The sequence below is a fragment of the Streptomyces sp. FIT100 genome (assembly GCF_024584805.1).
In the GTDB taxonomy this organism is placed as follows: domain Bacteria; phylum Actinomycetota; class Actinomycetes; order Streptomycetales; family Streptomycetaceae; genus Streptomyces.
Window position 1 is genome coordinate 6,521,720 of record NZ_CP075715.1, and the last position, 18,560, is coordinate 6,540,279.

Genomic DNA, 18,560 nt, shown 5'->3' on the forward strand with positions numbered 1-18,560 from the left:
CCGTGACGGGCAGGGAGTTTCACCGCAAGAGGGCGCGAAGGAGGGGACGGGGCCCGCGAATAGGTGCCTTCTTCTCGAACGCACGGCGGGGAAGGGGGATATGAGTTCGATCGCCTACGAGGCGCTGAGCCTGCGCACGCGGTCGGCGTCACAGGTGCGCGGACAGGTCACACAGGTGTCCTCGGGGCGCAGTGTGTAGAAGAGGCAGCAGCTCGCCCGGTCGCGGGTGGGCAGCGCCCGGCCGTCGGGCCCGCTGAGCTCGCGGAAGCCCGCCGTGCCCACGTACGGCTTGGTCGTGCCGGGCAGCAGCGCCTCAAGCTCCGCCATCGCCCGCCGCTCCTCGCCGAGCAGATCCGCGATGTACCACAGGCCCTCGACGATCTCGTCCGTGGCCATGCCCCACAGGGCGCGGCCGCGGCGGCGCATGCGTGGCCCGAAACCGCCGAGCACGGGCGCGATGTGCTCGGCGACGGCGTCCCGCACCTCCGCGCGCAGCGCGTCCTCGTCCGGTACGACGCGGGCGCCGGGCAGCGCGGCCGCCGGGTCGCCGGGCAGGCAGGCGAAGTCGCGGACCCGGACCGTCATCCGGCCGAGGGCACGCTGGAGGGAGACGTCCTCGACGGGTATGCGCGGCACCCTGCGGTCGAGAAACCAGGGGACCGTGATGAGCAGACAGGCCGGCCAGGCGTAGCGGTGCAGTCCGAAGCTGGCCACCACGTCGGGGCGGGCCTGCTGCCCGTAGTCCCGCAGCACCTGCGCGTTGTCCCAGGCGAGGAACGCGTCGAGGGCCGGGCCGCCGGCCGCCAGGTCCGCCGCCGCGACCCAGCCGCCGCCCCGGGGCGCCTGCTCGCCGTCCGCCAGTTCCTGCACACGCAGCCCGGGAAAAACCTCCGACATGCGCGCATACGCGTCCGTGCAGGGCGATGTGCCGGCGACGGGCCGTGAGCTGGGGAGAACGGCGGGAATGGTCATTCGGGGGACCACCGAATCGCGATCGTTAGCAGGTTAGCCTTACCTTACCCGATGCGATCGATGTTTGAACTGTCGGCCCGTCCGCCTATGGTGCACAGGGGGCCCGCGGCGCGCGACCCGGGCCCCGGGACGACGCCGGAGGAGGACCCGGGTGGAGCAGGGCAGAGCGCGCGAGGCCGCCGCGGCGCGCCCGTACGCGTTCTCGTACGGGACCGAGGCGGAGGCGCGCATACCGGAACAGGCGAGCCGGGCCGTCGAACCGGCCCGGGGCGAGCACACGCACAGCGAGCCGCCCCCGCCCGGCTCGCCCGCTCCCCGTGCCGCCGTCCAGCGCCACTCGGTCCGCGGCCAGATCCTCCGATCCCTGCGCACGGCCCTGGTCAGCGGGGAACTTCGCCCCGGCGAGGTCTACTCCGCCCCGGTGCTCGGCGAACGCTTCGGCGTGTCGGCGACCCCCGTGCGCGAGGCGATGCAGCAGCTCGCTCTCGAAGGCGCCGTGGAGGTCGTCCCGAACCGCGGCTTCCGCGTCGTCGAGCGCTGCGCACGCCAACTGGCCGACCTCGCCGAGGTGCGGGCCCTCATCGAGGTCCCGGTCATGCTCCGGCTCGCCCGCACCGTGCCCGCCGCCCGGTGGGACGAGCTGCGCCCTCTCGCCGACGCCACCGCCGCGGCCGCGGCGACCGGCGACCGCGCCCGCTACGCCGAGTCCGACCGCGCCTTCCACCGCGCGGTCCTCTCCCTCGCCGGCAACGAGCAGCTCGTCGCTGTCGCCGACGATCTCCACCGCCGCGCCCAATGGCCCCTCACCAGCGCCCCGGCCCTGCGCCGCGCCGACCTCGTCGCCGACGCCGCCGAGCACTCGGCGCTGCTGGAGGCCCTGGTCGCGCAGGACCTCCCGGTGGTGCAGGCACTGGTGCGGGAGCACTTCACGGGGGCGGACCGCTGAAGGCACCTCGCAACGCCCCGGCGGCCACGGGCCCCGACGCCGCCGCGGCACTGCTGCGCCGGGTCACGGCCCCGGACGGGCCGCGCCTGTGTCTGACCTCCGGCGACCTGGAACGCGCCGCGCCGGTGCTGGAGGCGGCCCACGCGGTCGTCTCCCTTGCGGGCCAGAGCGGCCTCGGTGCGGCGTGGGCGCTGGCGAACCGGCTGGGTGTGGTGGCCCGGACACCGGCCGAGCTGGTCCAGGCCCTGACCGCGGGCGCTCGCCGTACGGTCATCGTCCTGCGGGACCTCCACGCCGCGGGGGAGCCGGGCGAGGCGGCGGAACTGATAGCCCGGCTCGCGGAGTTGGGCACGGTGCGCCTGCTGGTCGAGGCGCGTACCGGGACCCCGGCGCGCGAGCGGCTCCTCGCACTGCGGCCCGCGATCCTTGACCTGGATCTGGACCTGGAACTGGACTTGGACCTGGATCCGGACGTGGACCTCGATTCGGACGCGGACGCGGACGTGGACGCGGACGCGGACCTGGATCCGGACGCAGACGTGGACGCGGATCCGGACGCGGGCCTGGACCTGGAGCTGGGCGTGGACGCGGGCCTGGACGTGGGCGTGGCGTCGGACCCGGGCACGGACCCGGCAGGGCGATTCGGCTGCCCGGTGGCCGCTCCGGCACAGCCCGCGCCGGCTGGTCTGGACGACCCGGCCGCCGTCTGCGCCGCCGACCCGGTGCACATCACCGCCGCCTACGCCCACGGCGACGACGACCACGGCGGGTTGCGCCCGGCCTGGCTGCGGGCCGGTCAGGCGCTCAGCCGCGAGCAGACCCCGGCCGAGCGCGCGCTGGTCCTGCTGGCGGCGCTCGGCGACGGGGCGGATCCGCGGCACCGCCCCACCCTCGCCGAGCTCGCGGACGCGACGCCCTGGCGGGTCGTACGGACCCGCGTACAAGGCGATCTCGCGCCGCCGTGGCCCGGCCCGGTCACCGCGCTGGCACCCGGCGCGGGCCCGCTCGCCGGCCGTCTCCTCGCCGCCGACCGGCTCGGCACCGTACGCGTCCTCGACGCGGTCGACGCGAGCCCGGTGGACCGGCTGACCTCAACGGCCCGGCTACCCAAGGCGCTTGCCTCACTTCCTGACGGCACGGTGCTCCTCCTGGACAGACGGGGCCTTCTGCACGCCGCGGGCCCGACGGCCGGCGCGGGACGGCTCACCGATGCAGTCAGGGCCACCCTCAGCAGACATCCGGGGACCGCCCTCGCGACGGTCGCCGGTGCGGTGGCCGTCGGCGACCGCATGGGCTCCGTACACGCCTTCGGCCTCGCGGGCGTTCACCAGGCGGCTCTGCACAGCGGTCGCGTCACCGCGTTGACCGCCGTCGAGCTGCCCTCGCCCGTGATCTACAGCGGCGGCGCGGACGGCGTGGTGCGCGCCTGGTCCCCGGGGCACGGTCCCGTCCCCGCGCCCCTCGTCGAACGTCCCCACCCCGTGACCGCCCTCCACGCGACCGCAGCCGCGAACGGTCCCCTCCTCGCCGTCGCCTGGGCCGACGGACTGGTCGAACTCCGCCACGTCACCACGGGCGACGTCCTGCCCTTCCGCCCGGGCCCACCGGTGCGGGCGGTCACCGTGACCGGCACCGGTACTGGCACTGGCACCGGTACCGGTACCGGAGCCGGAGCCGGAGCCGGAGCCGGTACCGGAGCCGTCGCCGGTGTCCACGGCGCGGATGCGGTCGCCGTGGGAATGGACGAGGCGCTGGTCCTTCTCTCCCCCTGCGGCATCTCGGGGCCGACGCCTCATACCGGGTAGACGACGCCGGTCAACTCCTCCGACACCGCCCAGAGCCGGCGCTGCACCGCCGTGTCGTGGGACTTCGCGTTGGACTTCACGACCTTCGGGTGGCCGCGCATCTCGCCCATTCCGTCGGGGCCGTAGTACTGCCCGCCGGTCACCCGCGGGTCGGTCGCGGCGCGCAGGGACGGGAGCGCACCGTGCGCGGCGTCCTGGGTCATCAGCGGTACGAGGAGCCTGTCGAACAGTGTCTGCACCAGCGGGCTCGCATTGCGCGCCAGTTCGGTGTTGGAGCCGCCGGGGTGTGCCGCGACCGAGAGCGTCGTGCCCTTCCCGGCGAGCCGGCGCTGGAGTTCGTAGGCGAAGAGCAGGTTGGCGAGCTTGGACTGCCCGTACGCACCGGTCCTGCTGTAGCGGCGCTCGGACTGCAGGTCGTCGAAGTGGATGGACGCACCGAAGCGGTGGGCACCGCTGCTGACGGTGACGATGCGCGAGCCGGGCACCGGGAGGATGCGGTCGAGGAGCAGGCCGGTGAGGGCGAAGTGGCCGAGGTGGTTCGTGCCGAGCTGGAGCTCGAAGCCGTCCGCCGTGGTCGACTTCGGGGTCCACATCACGCCTGCGTTGTTGATCAGCAGGTCGATGCGTTCGTGGGTGGTGCGCAGCTCGGCTGCCGCGGTGCGGACCGAGTCGAGTGAACTGAGGTCGAGCCGCTGCAGGGTGACGGCGGCGCCGGGGGCCCTGGCGGTGATCCGGTCGGCGGCGTCCTTGCCCTTGTCGAGGTTGCGCACGGCGAGGACGACGTGCGCGCCGCGCTCGGCGAGCGCGGCGGCGGTCTCGAAGCCGAGGCCGGTGTTGGCGCCGGTGATGACGGCGGTGCGGCCGGTCTGGTCGGGGATGTCGATGGCGGCCCACTTGGTGTTGGTCATGGCATCAATGTAGGCGGTGCCTACAAAGTTGTCAACGACAACAATGGTGGCGGTGGCAACATCTTTCGTATGCTGGTCCGCATGGCTGAGCACCCCTACCACCACGGAGACCTGCGCGCCGCCCTGCTGAAGGGCGCGGAGCACACCCTGCGAGAGAAGGGAGCCTCCGCGCTGTCGCTGCGGGAGCTCGCCCGCTCGATCGGCGTGAGCCACGCCGCACCGAGCCGTCACTTCAAGGACAAGCAGGCCCTGCTCGACGCGCTCGCCCTGAGCGGGTTCCAGCGCCTCACCCTGGAGCTGCGGCAGTCCGCCACCGACGGCGGCACACAGGCCGTACTGACCGCGCTGGCCAGGGCGTACGTGGGCTTCGCGACCGTCAATCCGGAGCTGCTGGAGGTGATGTACGCACGCAAGCACGAGCCGAACGCCTCCGAGCAGCTCACGGAGGCCGTGGACCAGCTGGTCGAGGCGGTGGTACGGCCGATCGCCGACGGGCAGGCCGCCGGGGACATCGTCCCCGGGGACACCATGGGCATCGCCATGGTCGTGGCGGCGACCCTCCACGGGATCGCCTCCTTCGCGGCCAACGGCGCCCTCACCCCGGAAGCGGTCGCCGACATCCTCGACGACGCGGTCCACCATCTGCTCCGCGGACTGACCCCACGCTGACGCGGCCCGTGCAGCCCCACGCTGACGCGGGCCCCATGCTGACGCAGGCACCACGCTGACGCGGGCCCTGCGGTGACGCGCCGTCCGGGACCGGGGGCTGCCTCAGACCGCCGGTGCCGCCTGGGCCGGCGGGGTCAACTGGTCCGCCAGCCAGGTCGGTACGCCGCCCAGCAGCCGGAACAGGCGCATCGCCTCCGCCCGCAGGCGGCCCGCCTCCGGTTCGGGCTCGGTGTCGGCGAGGGCGGCCAGCGCCGGTGCCGTGCCGATCAGGTAGCCGAGGTCCTCGCGGATACGGAGGGACTCGGTGAACCCGTGTCTGGCCTCGGCCAGTTCGCCGTCGCGCAGGGCGAGGGCGGCCAGATGGCGCCAGGTGAAGGAGAGCAGCAGGGTGTCGCCATGGGCGTCGGCGCCGATGTGGGCACGGTGGTACGAGGCACGGGCGGCCTGGGGGGATTCCGCGAGGTGCTCCGCGACGAGGCCGCGGCGGAAGTCGAGGAGGGGGCGGCCGGGGGAGTCGGGGGCGAGCAGGGCCGCCGCGCGGCCGAGGGCGGCGCGGGCCTCGTCCGCGCGGTCGCGGACGCTCAACACGGTGGCCGCGTAGGCGAGATGGCCGCGCTCGCAGGCGGCTGCGCCGCGCTCGTCGTTGTCGCCCGCCGTGGCCTCCGCCGTGCGCAGGGCGTCCTCCGCGTCCGGCCAGCCCTTTCCGGTGAACAGACAGCGTTCGACGAGCAGGGCCGCACGCTGGAGCGCGAGCGCGGGGGCGGCGGAGTGCGGGGTGAGCAGGGCCGCCGCGTCCGTCCAACAGCCGCGTGAGCGCAGCCGCCATACCGCGGTCTGGAGTGGATCGTCACCTGCAGTGGTTCCGGAACCAGACATGGCGGTATGCGCCACATTGCCCTCCCCGAGCGCGCCATTGTGCTGTTGAGTCAGACCGAATCTCAGCATGGATGGGCGGGCGCGGCCAAGGGGTCTGGTGAATCAGTTCACAATCATCGTGCGCTGAACCCTGTCGGGACGGCGGGATCCCCTGGGATTCACGTCGGGAGGCGGGCGGGTGAACGTACAGGTCACGGTGTTGACGAGTCCTCAGCGGCGCGGTCCTCAGCTCATCCGCAGCGCGAGGAAGAAGTCCAGCTTGTCCTCCAGCCGCGACAGATCACGCCCCGTCAGCTGCTCGATCCGCCCGACGCGGTAGCGCAGCGTGTTCACATGCAGATGCAGCCGGGTCGCGCACCGCGTCCACGAACCGTCGCAGTCCAGGAACGCCTCCAGGGTCGGGATCAGCTCGGCGCGGTGGCGCCGGTCGTAGTCCCGCAGCGGATCCAGCAGCCGGGCCGTGAAGGCGCGGCGGACGTCGTCGGGGACGAACGGCAGCAGCAGCACGTGCGAGGCCAGCTCGTGGTGGCCCGCCGCGCACACCCGGCCGGGGCGGGCGGCGGCGACACGGCGGGCGTGGCGGGCCTCCTCCAGCGCGCCGCGCAGGCCCTCCGCCGAGTGGACCGCGGCACTGACACCGAGGGTGAGCCTGCCGTCGCCGTCGAGCCCCGCGGACAGCGGGTCGTGGACGGCGGCGAGCAGGGCGTCCGCGTGCAGCCCGATGTCGGACGTATCGGTGGGAGGGCTGTCGAGCAGATCGGCGTCGGCGGTGATGCTCAGCCCGGGGAGCGGTACGAGCGCGATCGCCTCGTCACCGGTGTGCGCCACGGCGATGCGGTCGGCGGATTCCGAGCCCGTCGAAGCCGGGTCGACCAGGATCTCCTCCAGCAGCGACTGGCTGACGGGCCCCGCGTCGACCGGGGCCCCGCCGCCCTCCTGCTCCCACTCGACGCGTGCGACGACGACCTGCCAGTGCGGCGCGGTCCCGAGGCCCGGCAGCAGCACGGGCGCGGCGACCCGCAGCCTGGCGGCGATCTCGGCGGGCGCGGCGCCGCTCTGGACGAGCTCCAGGACCTCCTGGGCGAGCCGGCGCCGTACCGTACGGGCCGCCTCGCGGCGGTCCCGCTCGACGGCGATCAGCTGGGTGACGCCCTGGAGCAGGTCCAGCCGGGCGGCAGGCCAGTCCGATGCGTCGGCCTCGACCGCGAGCAGCCAGTCGGAGAGCACGGTCTCGCGCACGTCGCGCGCCGCGGGCGCCGCGCCGCGGCCGGTGTTGCGGATCGGGAAGAGCGAATACGCCGTACCGCCGGCGGTCGCCCGGTGCGGACCGCGCCGCCCCGTGCGGGTCGCGGCCAGGTGCTCGCCGGCGAGCGCGGCGCTCACCTCGGCGGTCAGCGGGTCGCCCGCGCCCGCGATCTGGCGGCCGGTGGGGGAGAGCACCCAGGCGTGGAGGTCCAGGTCGGAGCCGAGCAGGTCGAGGACCACCTCCGGTCCGCCGCCCGCCGGGCCCGAGGTCATCAGCCGGCGGTGCCGGTCCACGACGGCGGCCAGGTCCCCGGCCCGCTCGCCGGACACCTGCCGTACGACATGCTCGGTGATCGTCGCGAACGCGACGGACTCGTTGACGGCGAACAGCGGCAGTCGGTGGCGTGCACACGCCACGACGAGGTCGTCCGGGACATTGCCCAGCTCCGCTTCACCCGCGGCGAGCCCGACGACGCCCGCGCTTGCGAGAATACGGACAAAGGGCTCGGAATCCTCGGCGGAGTGACGCCAGGCGAGACCGGTGAGGACCAGCTCGCCGCCCGAGAGATAGCGGCTCGGGTCCCGCAGGTCGGTCGTCATCACGCCACGGACGGTGCGGTCCAGCTCGTCGTCGCCGCCGAGCAGCCGCAGTCCCAGCGCATCGGTCTCCAGCAGTGCGCGCAGCCGCATCTCGTCGCCGCCGATCTGTCTCGTTGTTGCCGTTGGACCGAGGTGTTCGTGCCAATGGGTTTCCGGAGGAAAGCCGTGAGGTTACCGGCCCCCTTCTTTCGTTCGAATCTACAAGACGAGGGTGGCGACCAGCCAACTCCTTCATGTTTTCGGTGACTGCACCCGGCGAGGCGGTGCTTGTGTACTTGGGCCACACCGCGTTAACAGGACATGAACATCCAGCCGAGGGCCGGCCGTCCCCAGCCCCCGTGAACGACCGAATCACGTAGAAGAGAGCCACTCATGGACTTCCTTCGCCCCGCCAGCTGGGAGGAGGCGCTCGTCGCCAAGGCCGAGCACCCCACGGCTGTGCCCATCGCGGGTGGCACCGACATCATGGTCGAGATCAACTTCGACCACCGGCGGCCGGAGTACCTCCTGGACCTGAACCGCATCGTCGAGCTGCGCGAGTGGGAGATCGGCGAGGAGAACGTCCGACTGGGCGCCTCCGTCCCGTACACCCAGATCATGGAGAACCTCCGGGCCGAGCTGCCCGGACTCGCCCTCGCCTCGCACACCGTCGCCTCCCCGCAGATCCGCAACCGCGGCGGCGTCGGCGGCAACCTCGGCACCGCGTCCCCCGCCGGCGACGCCCACCCGGCCCTGCTGGCCGCGGGCGCCGAGGTCGAGGTCGAGTCGGTGCGCGGCGCCCGCTTCATCCCGATCGACGAGTTCTACACCGGCGTGAAGCGCAACGCGCTCGCCCCGGACGAGCTGATCAAGACCATCCACATCAAGAAGGCCGACGGGCCCCAGCAGTACTCGAAGGTCGGCACCCGCAACGCGATGGTGATCGCCGTGTGCGCCTTCGGTATCGCCCTGCACCCCGAGACCCGCACCGTGAAGACCGGCATCGGCTCCGCCGCGCCCACACCGGTGCGCGCCAGGGCCGCCGAGGAGTTCCTGAACGCCGCACTGGAGGAAGGCGGCTTCTGGGACAGCGGCAGGATCATCACCCCTTCGGTCGCCAAGCAGTTCGCCGAGCTCGCCTCCGCCGCCTGCAACCCGATCGACGACGTCCGCGGCACCGCCAAGTACCGCCGCCACGCGGTCGGCATCATGGCCCGCCGCACCCTCGGCTGGACCTGGGAGCAGTACCGCGGCACCGGCCGCACGCTGGAAGGAGCTGCCTGATCATGCGAGTCAATTTCACGGTCAACGGCCGTAGGCAGGAAGCCGACGACGTGTGGGAGGGCGAGAGCCTCCTCTACGTGCTGCGTGAGCGCCTGGGTCTGCCCGGCTCGAAGAACGCCTGCGAGCAGGGCGAATGCGGCTCCTGCACGGTCCGGCTCGACGGGGTGCCGGTGTGCTCCTGCCTGGTCGCCGCAGGACAGGTCGAGGGCCGCGAGGTCGTCACCGTCGAGGGCCTTGCGGACTTCGCCAAGCAGCGCGAGGAGCACGGCGGTTGCGCGACCGGTGCCTGCGGTACGTCGCTCCAGGACGCGCAGGGCTGGACCGCTCGCCCGTCCGGCGGGGCCGGCGACTCCCAGACCGGCGAAGGCACCGAACTCGCCCCGATCCAGCAGGCGTTCATCGACGCCGGCGCCGTGCAGTGCGGCTTCTGCACCCCCGGCCTGCTGGTCGCCGCCGACGAACTCCTCGAGCGCAACGCCTCACCGTCCGACGCGGACATCCGCGAGGCGCTCTCCGGCAACCTCTGCCGCTGCACCGGCTACGAGAAGATCCTCGACGCGGTCCGCCTCGCGGCCGCCAGGCAGGAAGAGGCGGTCTGATGGCCCGGAACCCACGAGTCGCCACCGTTCCCGCCGGCACCCCCACCAAGGTCACCCAGGGGTCGCAGACCAAGGGCGGCATCGGCGAGTCCACCCTGCGCCCCGACGGCACGCTCAAGGTGACCGGCGAGTTCGCGTACTCCTCGGACATGTGGCACGAGGACATGCTGTGGGGCCAGACGCTCCGCTCCACCGTCGCGCACGCCGAGATCAGGTCGATCGACATCTCCGAGGCCCTGGCCATGCCCGGCGTCCACGCGGTCCTCACCTACGACGACCTGCCGACGGAGATGAAGAACTACGGCTTGGAGATCCAGGACACGCCGGTCCTCGCGCACGGGAAGGTCCGCCACCACGGCGAGCCGGTGGCCCTCGTCGCCGCCGACCATCCCGAGACGGCCCGCCGCGCCGCCGCCAAGATCAAGATCGACTACGTCGAGCTGCCCGTCATCACCGACGAGGCCTCGGCCACCGCGCCCGGCGCGATCCTGGTCCACGAGGGTCGCGACGACCACCACATCGACCATGTCCCGCACCCCAACATCGTGCACCGGCAGCCGATCGTGCGCGGCGACGTGGCGAAGGCCCGCGAGCGCGCCGACGTCATCGTCACCGGCGAGTACACCTTCGGCATGCAGGACCAGGCATTCCTCGGCCCCGAGTCCGGCCTCGCCGTACCGGCCGAGGACGGCGGCGTCGACCTGTACGTCGCCACCCAGTGGCTCCACTCCGACCTGCGCCAGATCGCCCCGGTCCTCGGCCTGCCCGAGGAGAAGGTCCGGATGACCCTCTCCGGCGTCGGCGGTGCCTTCGGCGGCCGCGAGGACCTGTCGATGCAGATCCACGCCTGCCTGCTGGCGCTGCGCACCGGCAAGCCGGTCAAGATCGTCTACAACCGGTTCGAGTCCTTCTTCGGACACGTCCACCGCCACCCGGCGAAGCTGTACTACGAGCACGGCGCCACCAAGGACGGCAAGCTCACGCACCTCAAGTGCCGGATCGTCCTGGACGGGGGCGCGTACGCGTCGGCCTCCCCGGCGGTCGTCGGCAACGCGTCCTCGCTCTCCGTCGGACCGTACGTCGTCGACGACGTCGACATCGAGGCGATCGCGCTCTACACCAACAACCCGCCCTGCGGGGCGATGCGCGGCTTCGGCGCGGTGCAGGCGTGCTTCGCCTACGAGGCCCAGATGGACAAGCTCGCGAAGAAGCTGGGCATGGACCCGGTGGAGTTCCGGCAGCTCAACGCCATGGAGCAGGGCACCATCATGCCGACCGGGCAGCCGGTCGACTCACCGGCGCCGGTCGCGGAGCTGCTGCGCCGCGTCAAGGCCATGCCGCTGCCGCCCGAGCAGCAGTGGGTGACCACCGAGGGCGCGGACGTCCGGGCGCTGCCCGGCGGCCTGTCCAACACCACGCACGGCGAAGGCGTCGTGCGGGGCGTCGGCTACGCGGTCGGCATCAAGAACGTCGGCTTCTCCGAGGGCTTCGACGACTACTCCACCGCCAAGGTGCGCATGGAGGTCGTGGGCGGCGAGCCGGTCGCGACCGTGCACACCGCGATGGCGGAGGTCGGCCAGGGCGGTGTCACCGTCCACGCGCAGATCGCCCGTACGGAGCTGGGCGTCACCCAGGTGACCATCCAACCGGCCGACACCCAGGTCGGCTCGGCCGGCTCGACGTCCGCGTCCCGTCAGACGTACGTCACCGGCGGCGCCGTCAGGAACTCCTGCGAGCTCGTCCGCGAGAAGGTCCTCGAACTCGGCCGGCGCAAGTTCGGTACGTACCACCCCGCGTGGGCCACCGCCGAGCTGCTGCTCGAAGGCGGCAAGGTCGTCACCGACGGCGGCGAGGTCCTCGCGGACCTGGCGGACGTCCTGGAGGACGAGTCCGTCGAGATCGAGGCCGAGTGGCGGCACCGTCCGACGGAAGCCTTCGACCTGCGCACCGGCCAGGGCAACGGCCACGTCCAGTACTCCTTCGCCGCGCACCGCGCGGTCGTCGAGGTCGACACCGAGCTCGGCCTGGTCAAGGTCATCGAACTGGCCTGCGCCCAGGACGTCGGCAAGGCGCTCAACCCGCTGTCCGTCGTCGGCCAGATCCAGGGCGGTACGACCCAGGGCCTGGGCGTGGCGGTCATGGAGGAGATCATCGTCGACCCCAAGACCGCGAAGGTCAGGAACCCGTCCTTCACGGACTACCTCATCCCCACGATTCTCGACACGCCGACCATCCCGGTCGACGTGCTCGAACTCGCCGACGACCACGCCCCCTACGGTCTCCGCGGCATCGGCGAGGCCCCCACCCTGTCCTCCACCCCGGCCGTCCTCGCGGCGATCCGGAACGCGACGGGCCTGGAACTCAACAGAACACCGGTCCGCCCGGAACACCTCACGGGCACGTAGCCCCACCGGGGGCCTCGGGGGACCCACGTCCCCCGGGCCCCTGGGGCCGGCCCCGGAGGGCCCGGGAGGACTTCGTCCTGCCGCCCGCCCTCCGGGGGACCTCGGGGCCTGCGCCCTCCGGGCGCGGGTTTCCGGGGACGAGGCCCGCGGGGCCTCCTCCGGGGAGGTTCCGTGGACTTCGTCCATCGGGCCCTCTCCGGAGGGGACTTCGAGGGCGTGCCCCCTGGGGTCCCCGAGGAGGGATGCCGAGGCCGTGTCCTCCGGGTCTCTCCGGAGGGGACTTCGCGGGTGTGCGTCCTGGGCTCCCGCAGGAGGGATGCCGTGGGCGTGTCCTTCGGGGCTCTTCGCGGAGAGGTTCGTGGGATTGGTCCCGGAGGATCCCCGACGGGGATCCGATGGCTCGGGCCCTGGGGCCCATCGGAAGGGGGAGCCAGGGGACTTCGTCCCCGGGAACCTCTCCGGGGGCGGGTGGGCTTCGGCCCTTCGGGTCCTCGCCGCAGCCGGCGGCGGGAGCCCTGGGCCTCACGGCCCGGACCCCTGCGGGGGCGGTTGGCCCCGCAGCCTGGCGCTCGGGGTCTCCTACGGCGAGGTTCCGAGGACTTCGTCCATCGGACCCTCTCCGGGAGGGACTTCGGAGGACGTGTTCCTCCGAGGCTCGCCACGGAGGGACCAGGGACCAGGGAACCGGTCCCGGAGGGCTCGCCCTCCGGGACTCCGCCGCCGGTGGGACTCTCCGGGCCTCGCGGCCCGGGCCCCTCCGGGGGTTACCGGACCCCGCACCGTGGGGGTCCGGAGGTCCGGGGCGCTGCCCCGGCCCCCCTCACGGGGGAGAGGGAATCCGCGGGACTTCGTCCCGCGGAACGGCCCTCAGCAGCAGCACCTGAAGAACTGCGGAGCGAAACGCCCGGGGAACCCCGGGAGTTCCCCGGTCCGCAGACCGTTCGTCTCGGGCCGTCCCCCGGGTCGTGCAGCCAACGCAAGATCCCAAATCCCGCAGCTCGTCCGACGGTTCGAGCCCCTGCGGGTGCCCCTGTGAACCTTGGGAGTAGGCAAACATGACCCAGTCGTCAGTGGAGCCGAAGACCGCCGCGGAGGATGCGGGCCGCGGCTCGCACGTGCCCGCCGGTAGGTCTTGGCTCGACCGGTACTTTCACATATCCGAACGAGGATCGACGGTCGCGCGTGAGGTGCGCGGCGGCATCACCACCTTCATGGCGATGGCGTACATCCTCCTGCTCAACCCCCTGATCCTCAACGGCCGGGACGTCGACGGCAACGTCCTCGGCCAGCCGGGACTCATCACTGCGACTGCCTTCGCGGCCGCCGCGTCCACCCTGCTGATGGGCTTCCTCGGCAAGGTGCCGCTCGCGCTCGCGGCCGGACTCAGCGTGTCCGGTGTGCTCGCCTCCCAGGTCGTCCCGCAGATGACGTGGCCGCAGGCCATGGCCATGTGCGTGATGTACGGCCTGGTGATCTGCCTGCTCGTGGTCACCGGGCTGCGTGAGTTGGTCATGAACGCGATCCCGCTCGCACTCAAGCACGGGATCACCATAGGCATCGGCGTGTTCATCGCCCTGATCGGGCTCGTCAAGGCCGGTTTCGTCGGCAAGGGCTCGGAGTTCGGGCCGCCCGTCACGCTCGGCGCCGGCGGTGAGCTCGCCGGCTGGCCGGTGCTGATCTTCTGCCTCACGCTGCTGCTGATCTTCATGCTCCAGGCGCGCGGCGTCCCCGGTGCGATCCTGGTCGGCATCGTCGTCGGGACGATCGTCGCGGTCGTCGTCCACAACGTCGCGGGGCTCGACGCCAAGGCGTGGAACATGGCCCCGCCGGAGCTCGGCGACAGCGCGGTCTCCATGCCCGACTTCTCGCTCTTCGGGCAGGTCGAGTTCGGCGGCTGGGGCGACGTCGGCGCGATCACCGTCGGCTTCATCGTCTTCACCCTCGTCCTGGCCGGGTTCTTCGACGCGATGGCCACCATCATCGGCGTCGGCACCGAGGCCAAGCTCGCCGACGAGCGGGGCCGTATGCCGGGCCTGTCGAAGGCGCTGTTCATCGACGGTGCCGGCGGTGCGATCGGCGGCGTCGCGGGCGGTTCCGGCCAGACTGTGTTCGTCGAGTCCGCCACCGGCGTCGGCGAGGGCGCGAGGACCGGCCTCGCCTCGGTCGTCACCGGTCTGTTCTTCGCAGCCTGCCTCTTCTTCACCCCGCTCACCGCGATCGTGCCGCCCCAGGTCGCCTCCGCGGCCCTGGTCGTCATCGGCGCGATGATGATGCAGAACGCCAGGCACGTGGACTGGAGCGACCGCGCCGTCGCCGTCCCGGTCTTCCTCACGGTGGTGCTGATGCCGTTCACGTACAGCATCACCCCGGGTGTGGCCGCCGGTGTCATCTCGTACGTCGCGATCAAGGCCGCCCAGGGCAAGGCCCGTGAGGTGGGCGGTTTCATGTGGGGCCTGGCCGCGATCTTCGTCGTGTTCTTCGCCCTCCATCCGATCGAGGGGTGGCTGGGGGTCCACTGACCCCGCACGCCCTCCACGCATCCACAGACCCCAGAGGAGACCGACATGCTGGACATCGCCGACGAGCTGCACCGGTGGGTCGAGCAGGGACGCGAGTTCGCCGTCGCCACCGTCGTGGCGGTCGGCGGCAGCGCGCCCCGCCAGCCGGGTGCCGCTCTCGCCGTCGACAGCGAGGGCACGGCGATCGGGTCGGTCTCCGGAGGGTGCGTGGAGGGCGCGGTCTACGACCTGTGCCAACAGGCGCTCCAGGACGGCGGGACCGTCCTCGAACGCTTCGGCTACAGCGACGAGGACGCTTTCGCCGTGGGCCTGACCTGCGGCGGGATCATCGACATCCTCGTCACCCCGGTACGCGCGGACTCTCCCGCCAGGGACGTGTTCGCGGCCGCGCTGTCCGCCGCCGCCGGTGGGGAGGCGGCGGCGGTCGCGCGGATCACCGACGGGCCGGCCGACACCATGGGCCGCGCGCTCCTGGTCCGTACGGACGGCTCGTACGAGGGGACGCTCGGCGGGCACCCCGAACTGGACCGGACCGCCGCAGGCGAGGCCCGTGGCCTGCTCGACGCGGGCCGCACCGGCACCGCCGCCATCGGCGAGGACGGCTCCCGCTGCGGACGGCCGCTGACGCTGCTCGTCGAGTCGAGCGTGCCCGCCCCGCGCATGATCGTCTTCGGCGCGATCGACTTCGCCTCCGCGCTCGTCCGCGTCGGCAAGTTCCTCGGCCACCATGTGACCGTGTGCGACGCCCGGCCCGTCTTCGCGACGAGGGCCCGCTTCCCGGAGGCGGACGAGATCGTCGTCGACTGGCCGCACCGCTACCTGGAGTCGACGGAGGTCGACGCCCGTACGGTGCTGTGCGTGCTCACCCATGACGCCAAGTTCGACGTGCCGCTCCTGGAGCGAGCGCTGCGGCTTCCCGTCGCGTACGTCGGGGCGATGGGCTCCCGTCGCACCCACGAGGACCGCAACCGCCGGCTGCGCGAGGCCGGCGTCACCGAACTGGAGCTCGCCCGGCTGCGCTCGCCGATCGGACTCGACCTGGGTGCCCGTACGCCCGAGGAGACGGCCCTGTCGATCGCGGCCGAGATCGTCGCCGCCCGGCGCGGCGGCAGCGGGGTCTCGCTCACCGGTGCGCACACCCCGATCCACCACGACGGCCCGCGGATACCGGCGGGGACCATCGGGTCGGTCGCCTGACCCGGTGCCCCGGCGGGCAGCGATCCGACGCCCGGGCGGGGGCCTGGCCCGCGGGCGGCAAAGCCGTCGCCCTCGCACGGCAGCCGTCGCCCCCCGGGCGGGCAATAGGGGCAAAAGTTAGAATCGCGGCATGGGAGAGCGTCCCGTCGCGTCCACCGCGCCCGAGCTCGTCCTCGAAACCGACGGGGGCTCGACGCTGATGAGCCCCGGCCGGGTCTACCACGTCGGGCGCGACCCGACGAGCGAGATCGTGCTCGACGACGCCCGTGTCTCCTGGCACCACGCCATCCTGCGCACCGAGGCCGGGCACTGGACGGTCCAGGACGCGCACAGCACCAACGGCACCTACGCCGACGGCCACCGCGTCCACGCGTGGGACGTCGGGCCCGGCACCGTCATACGCTTCGGCAACCCCGCGGACGGGCCCCGCGCCGTCCTCACCGAGCTGCCCGTGACCGAGCCACCGGCCGCACCCGCCCGCGCTGCCGCCGCCGTACCGCCCGTGGCACGCCCCGCCACGCTGCGCCCCTCCGCGGCGCACCCCTCCGCCGTCTCGGTCCCCTCCGCCACCGGCACCTTCCGCCAGCCCACCAGCGTCCGCCCGCTGCCCGCCCGCACGGTCAGGATCGGCCGCGCCGCCGACAACGACCTCGTCATCGACGACCTCGTCGTCTCACGGCGGCACGCGGAACTCAGGGCGCGGCCGGACGGCACGTACGAGATCGCCGACATCGGCAGCCACAACGGCACCTACCTCAACGGCCGCCGCGTCACCCGTGCCCCGGTGACCGAGAACGACATCGTCGGCATCGGCCACTCCACGTTCTGCCTCGTCGGCGACCAGCTCCAGGAGTTCGTCGACTCCGGCGAGGTCTCGCTCGACGTGCAGGACCTCGCCGTGTCCGTGGACAACGGCCGCAAGGTCCTGCTCGACCACGTCTCCTTCCCCGTCGGCGAGCGATGCCTGCTCGCCGTCGTCGGACCGAGCGGCGCAGGGAAGTCCACCCTCCTCAACGCCCTCACCGGGCTGCGCCCCGCCGGCCACGGCACCGTCCTCTACGACGGCCGCGACCTCTACCGCGACTACGCGGAGCTGCGCAGCCGCATCGGACTCGTCCCGCAGGACGACATCCTGCACCTCCAGCTCACGGTGCGCGCGGCCCTGCGGTACGCCGCCGAGCTGCGCTTCCCCGGCGACACCGGGCAGGCCGAACGCGAGGCCCGGGTCGAGGAGGTCATCCGCGAACTCGGTCTGGAGCAGCGGGCGGACCAGCCCATCCACACCCTCTCCGGCGGCCAGCGCAAACGCGTCAACGTCGCCCTGGAACTGCTGACGAAACCCTCGCTGCTCTTCCTCGACGAGCCGACGTCCGGGCTCGACCCCGGCATGGACCGCTCGGTCATGCACCGGCTGCGCCGGCTCGCCGACGACGGCCGCACCGTCATCGTCGTCACGCACTCCGTGCTGAGCCTGGACGTGTGCGACCGGCTCCTGGTGCTCGCGCCCGGCGGGCGGGTCGCCTACTACGGGCCGCCCGACGACGCCCTCGGCTTCTTCGGCTTCGACGACTGGCCCGAGGCGTTCGAGGCGTTCGAGAACGACAAGGGCCGCGACTGGGCGGCCGAGTACCGGACGTCGACGCACCAGCAGCAGTACATCGCCTCCAGCCCGCAGCCCAGGCTCGACCGCGACCGGCAGCCGGAGAGCTTCACACCGCCCCCGCCCACGGCACAGGGCTGGGGCGCCCAGCTGAGCACGCTCGTACGGCGCTACACATCCGTCCTCAGCGCCGACCGCACCTTCATCCTGATCATGGTCGCGCTGCCGTTCGGCATGGGCGCGATGGCCAGGGGCCTGGCCGGAAGCAAGTTCACCCAGGAGACCGCGATCGACGCCCTGCTCGTGCTGTGCGTCGGCGGGGTGCTGACCGGCGCGGCGAACGCGGTGCGCGAACTCGTCAAGGAACGCGTCATCTACCGGCGGGAACGGGCCGTCGGCCTCTCCCGATCCGCCTATCTGATGTCGAAAGTGGTGGTCCTGGGCGTCATCACCGTCCTCCAGGCCGTCGTCCTCACCCTGGTCGCGCTCCTCGGGGTCGACCTCAGCGCCCCGGGCGGCAACGGCGTCGTGATGCCCCCGCTCCTCGAAATCACGCTGGCCGTCGCCTTGTTGTCGTTCACCGCGATGATGTTCGGCCTCCTCATCTCCGCGCTCGTGCCGAAGGAGGAGGTCACCATGCCGCTGCTGGTGCTGCTCACCATGGTCCAGGTCGTCTTCTGCGGTGCGCTGCTGAAGCTGGACGGCGTGGTGGGCCTGGAGCAGTTCGCATGGCTGGTGCCGGCGCGGTGGGCCTTCGCGGCCATGGCGGACACGGTCGCCATCGCCCGCATCGTGCCGGGGCCGGACACCGGCGACGCGATGTTCGAGCACGCCACCGGGGTGTGGCTGCTCAACATGGGCATGATGGTGGCGCTCTGCGTCGCCCTCTGGATCGCCGTCGCCCTGCTGCTGCGGCGCCATGAACCCGCAGTGATGAGGAAGTAGAGGCGGAGGCG

At 72.6% G+C, this 18,560-nt stretch carries 13 protein-coding genes; 9 read left to right on the forward strand and 4 right to left on the reverse strand.

Annotated elements, in window-relative coordinates:
* Nucleotides 1-114 precede the first annotated feature (114 nt).
* Nucleotides 115-972: a (2Fe-2S)-binding protein gene (locus KK483_RS29265; RefSeq protein ID WP_262008209.1), complete on the reverse strand. Its 858-nt coding sequence runs from the start codon at nt 970-972 to the stop codon at nt 115-117.
* 151 nt (nt 973-1,123) lie between these two features.
* On the opposite strand from KK483_RS29265, the gene KK483_RS29270 reads away from it, so the two are divergent.
* Entirely contained in the window at nt 1,124-1,918 is a 795-nt protein-coding gene (locus tag KK483_RS29270; RefSeq protein ID WP_399015262.1) for a GntR family transcriptional regulator, read from the forward strand.
* A gap of 125 nt (nt 1,919-2,043) precedes the next feature.
* Nucleotides 2,044-3,723: a hypothetical protein gene (locus KK483_RS29275; protein ID WP_262008210.1), complete on the forward strand. Its 1,680-nt coding sequence runs from the start codon at nt 2,044-2,046 to the stop codon at nt 3,721-3,723.
* Here KK483_RS29275 and KK483_RS29280 read toward each other — a convergent pair.
* The gene (locus KK483_RS29280; RefSeq protein ID WP_262008211.1) at nt 3,711-4,631 is read right to left on the reverse strand and encodes an SDR family NAD(P)-dependent oxidoreductase; all 921 of its coding nucleotides are present in this window, start codon (nt 4,629-4,631) and stop codon (nt 3,711-3,713) included. The genes KK483_RS29275 and KK483_RS29280 overlap by 13 nt on opposite strands.
* Before the next feature lie 81 nt (nt 4,632-4,712).
* On the opposite strand from KK483_RS29280, the gene KK483_RS29285 reads away from it, so the two are divergent.
* Complete coding sequence (locus KK483_RS29285) at nt 4,713-5,300, forward strand: TetR/AcrR family transcriptional regulator (RefSeq protein WP_262008212.1); 588 nt, start codon at nt 4,713-4,715, stop codon at nt 5,298-5,300.
* Between the two features lie 102 nt (nt 5,301-5,402).
* Here the strand turns inward: KK483_RS29285 and KK483_RS29290 are convergent, their stop codons facing one another.
* Nucleotides 5,403-6,176 (reverse strand): hypothetical protein, encoded by a 774-nt coding sequence (locus KK483_RS29290; protein WP_262008213.1) that lies wholly within the window; start codon nt 6,174-6,176, stop codon nt 5,403-5,405.
* Between the two features lie 225 nt (nt 6,177-6,401).
* Nucleotides 6,402-8,111, reverse strand: a complete 1,710-nt coding sequence (locus tag KK483_RS29295) for a PucR family transcriptional regulator (RefSeq protein WP_262008214.1) — start codon at nt 8,109-8,111, stop codon at nt 6,402-6,404.
* A gap of 282 nt (nt 8,112-8,393) precedes the next feature.
* On the opposite strand from KK483_RS29295, the gene KK483_RS29300 reads away from it, so the two are divergent.
* From KK483_RS29300 to KK483_RS29325, 6 genes are all read left to right on the forward strand, one after another.
* Nucleotides 8,394-9,284, forward strand: coding sequence for a xanthine dehydrogenase family protein subunit M (locus KK483_RS29300; protein WP_262008215.1), 891 nt, complete (start codon nt 8,394-8,396; stop codon nt 9,282-9,284).
* Nucleotides 9,285-9,286: 2 nt separating this feature from the next.
* Nucleotides 9,287-9,883 (forward strand): (2Fe-2S)-binding protein, encoded by a 597-nt coding sequence (locus tag KK483_RS29305; RefSeq protein WP_262008216.1) that lies wholly within the window; start codon nt 9,287-9,289, stop codon nt 9,881-9,883.
* Complete coding sequence (locus tag KK483_RS29310) at nt 9,883-12,288, forward strand: xanthine dehydrogenase family protein molybdopterin-binding subunit (protein WP_262008217.1); 2,406 nt, start codon at nt 9,883-9,885, stop codon at nt 12,286-12,288. The genes KK483_RS29305 and KK483_RS29310 overlap by 1 nt, the downstream gene beginning before the upstream one ends.
* 1,055 nt (nt 12,289-13,343) lie before the next feature.
* The gene (locus KK483_RS29315; RefSeq protein WP_262008218.1) at nt 13,344-14,807 is read left to right on the forward strand and encodes an NCS2 family permease; all 1,464 of its coding nucleotides are present in this window, start codon (nt 13,344-13,346) and stop codon (nt 14,805-14,807) included.
* A gap of 45 nt (nt 14,808-14,852) precedes the next feature.
* Complete coding sequence (locus tag KK483_RS29320) at nt 14,853-16,004, forward strand: XdhC family protein (RefSeq protein ID WP_262008219.1); 1,152 nt, start codon at nt 14,853-14,855, stop codon at nt 16,002-16,004.
* Between the two features lie 130 nt (nt 16,005-16,134).
* Nucleotides 16,135-18,549 carry an FHA domain-containing protein gene (locus KK483_RS29325; RefSeq protein WP_262008220.1) on the forward strand — a complete coding sequence of 805 codons (2,415 nt, stop codon included), beginning with the start codon at nt 16,135-16,137 and terminating at the stop codon, nt 18,547-18,549.
* The last annotated feature ends 11 nt before the right edge of the window (nt 18,550-18,560 follow it).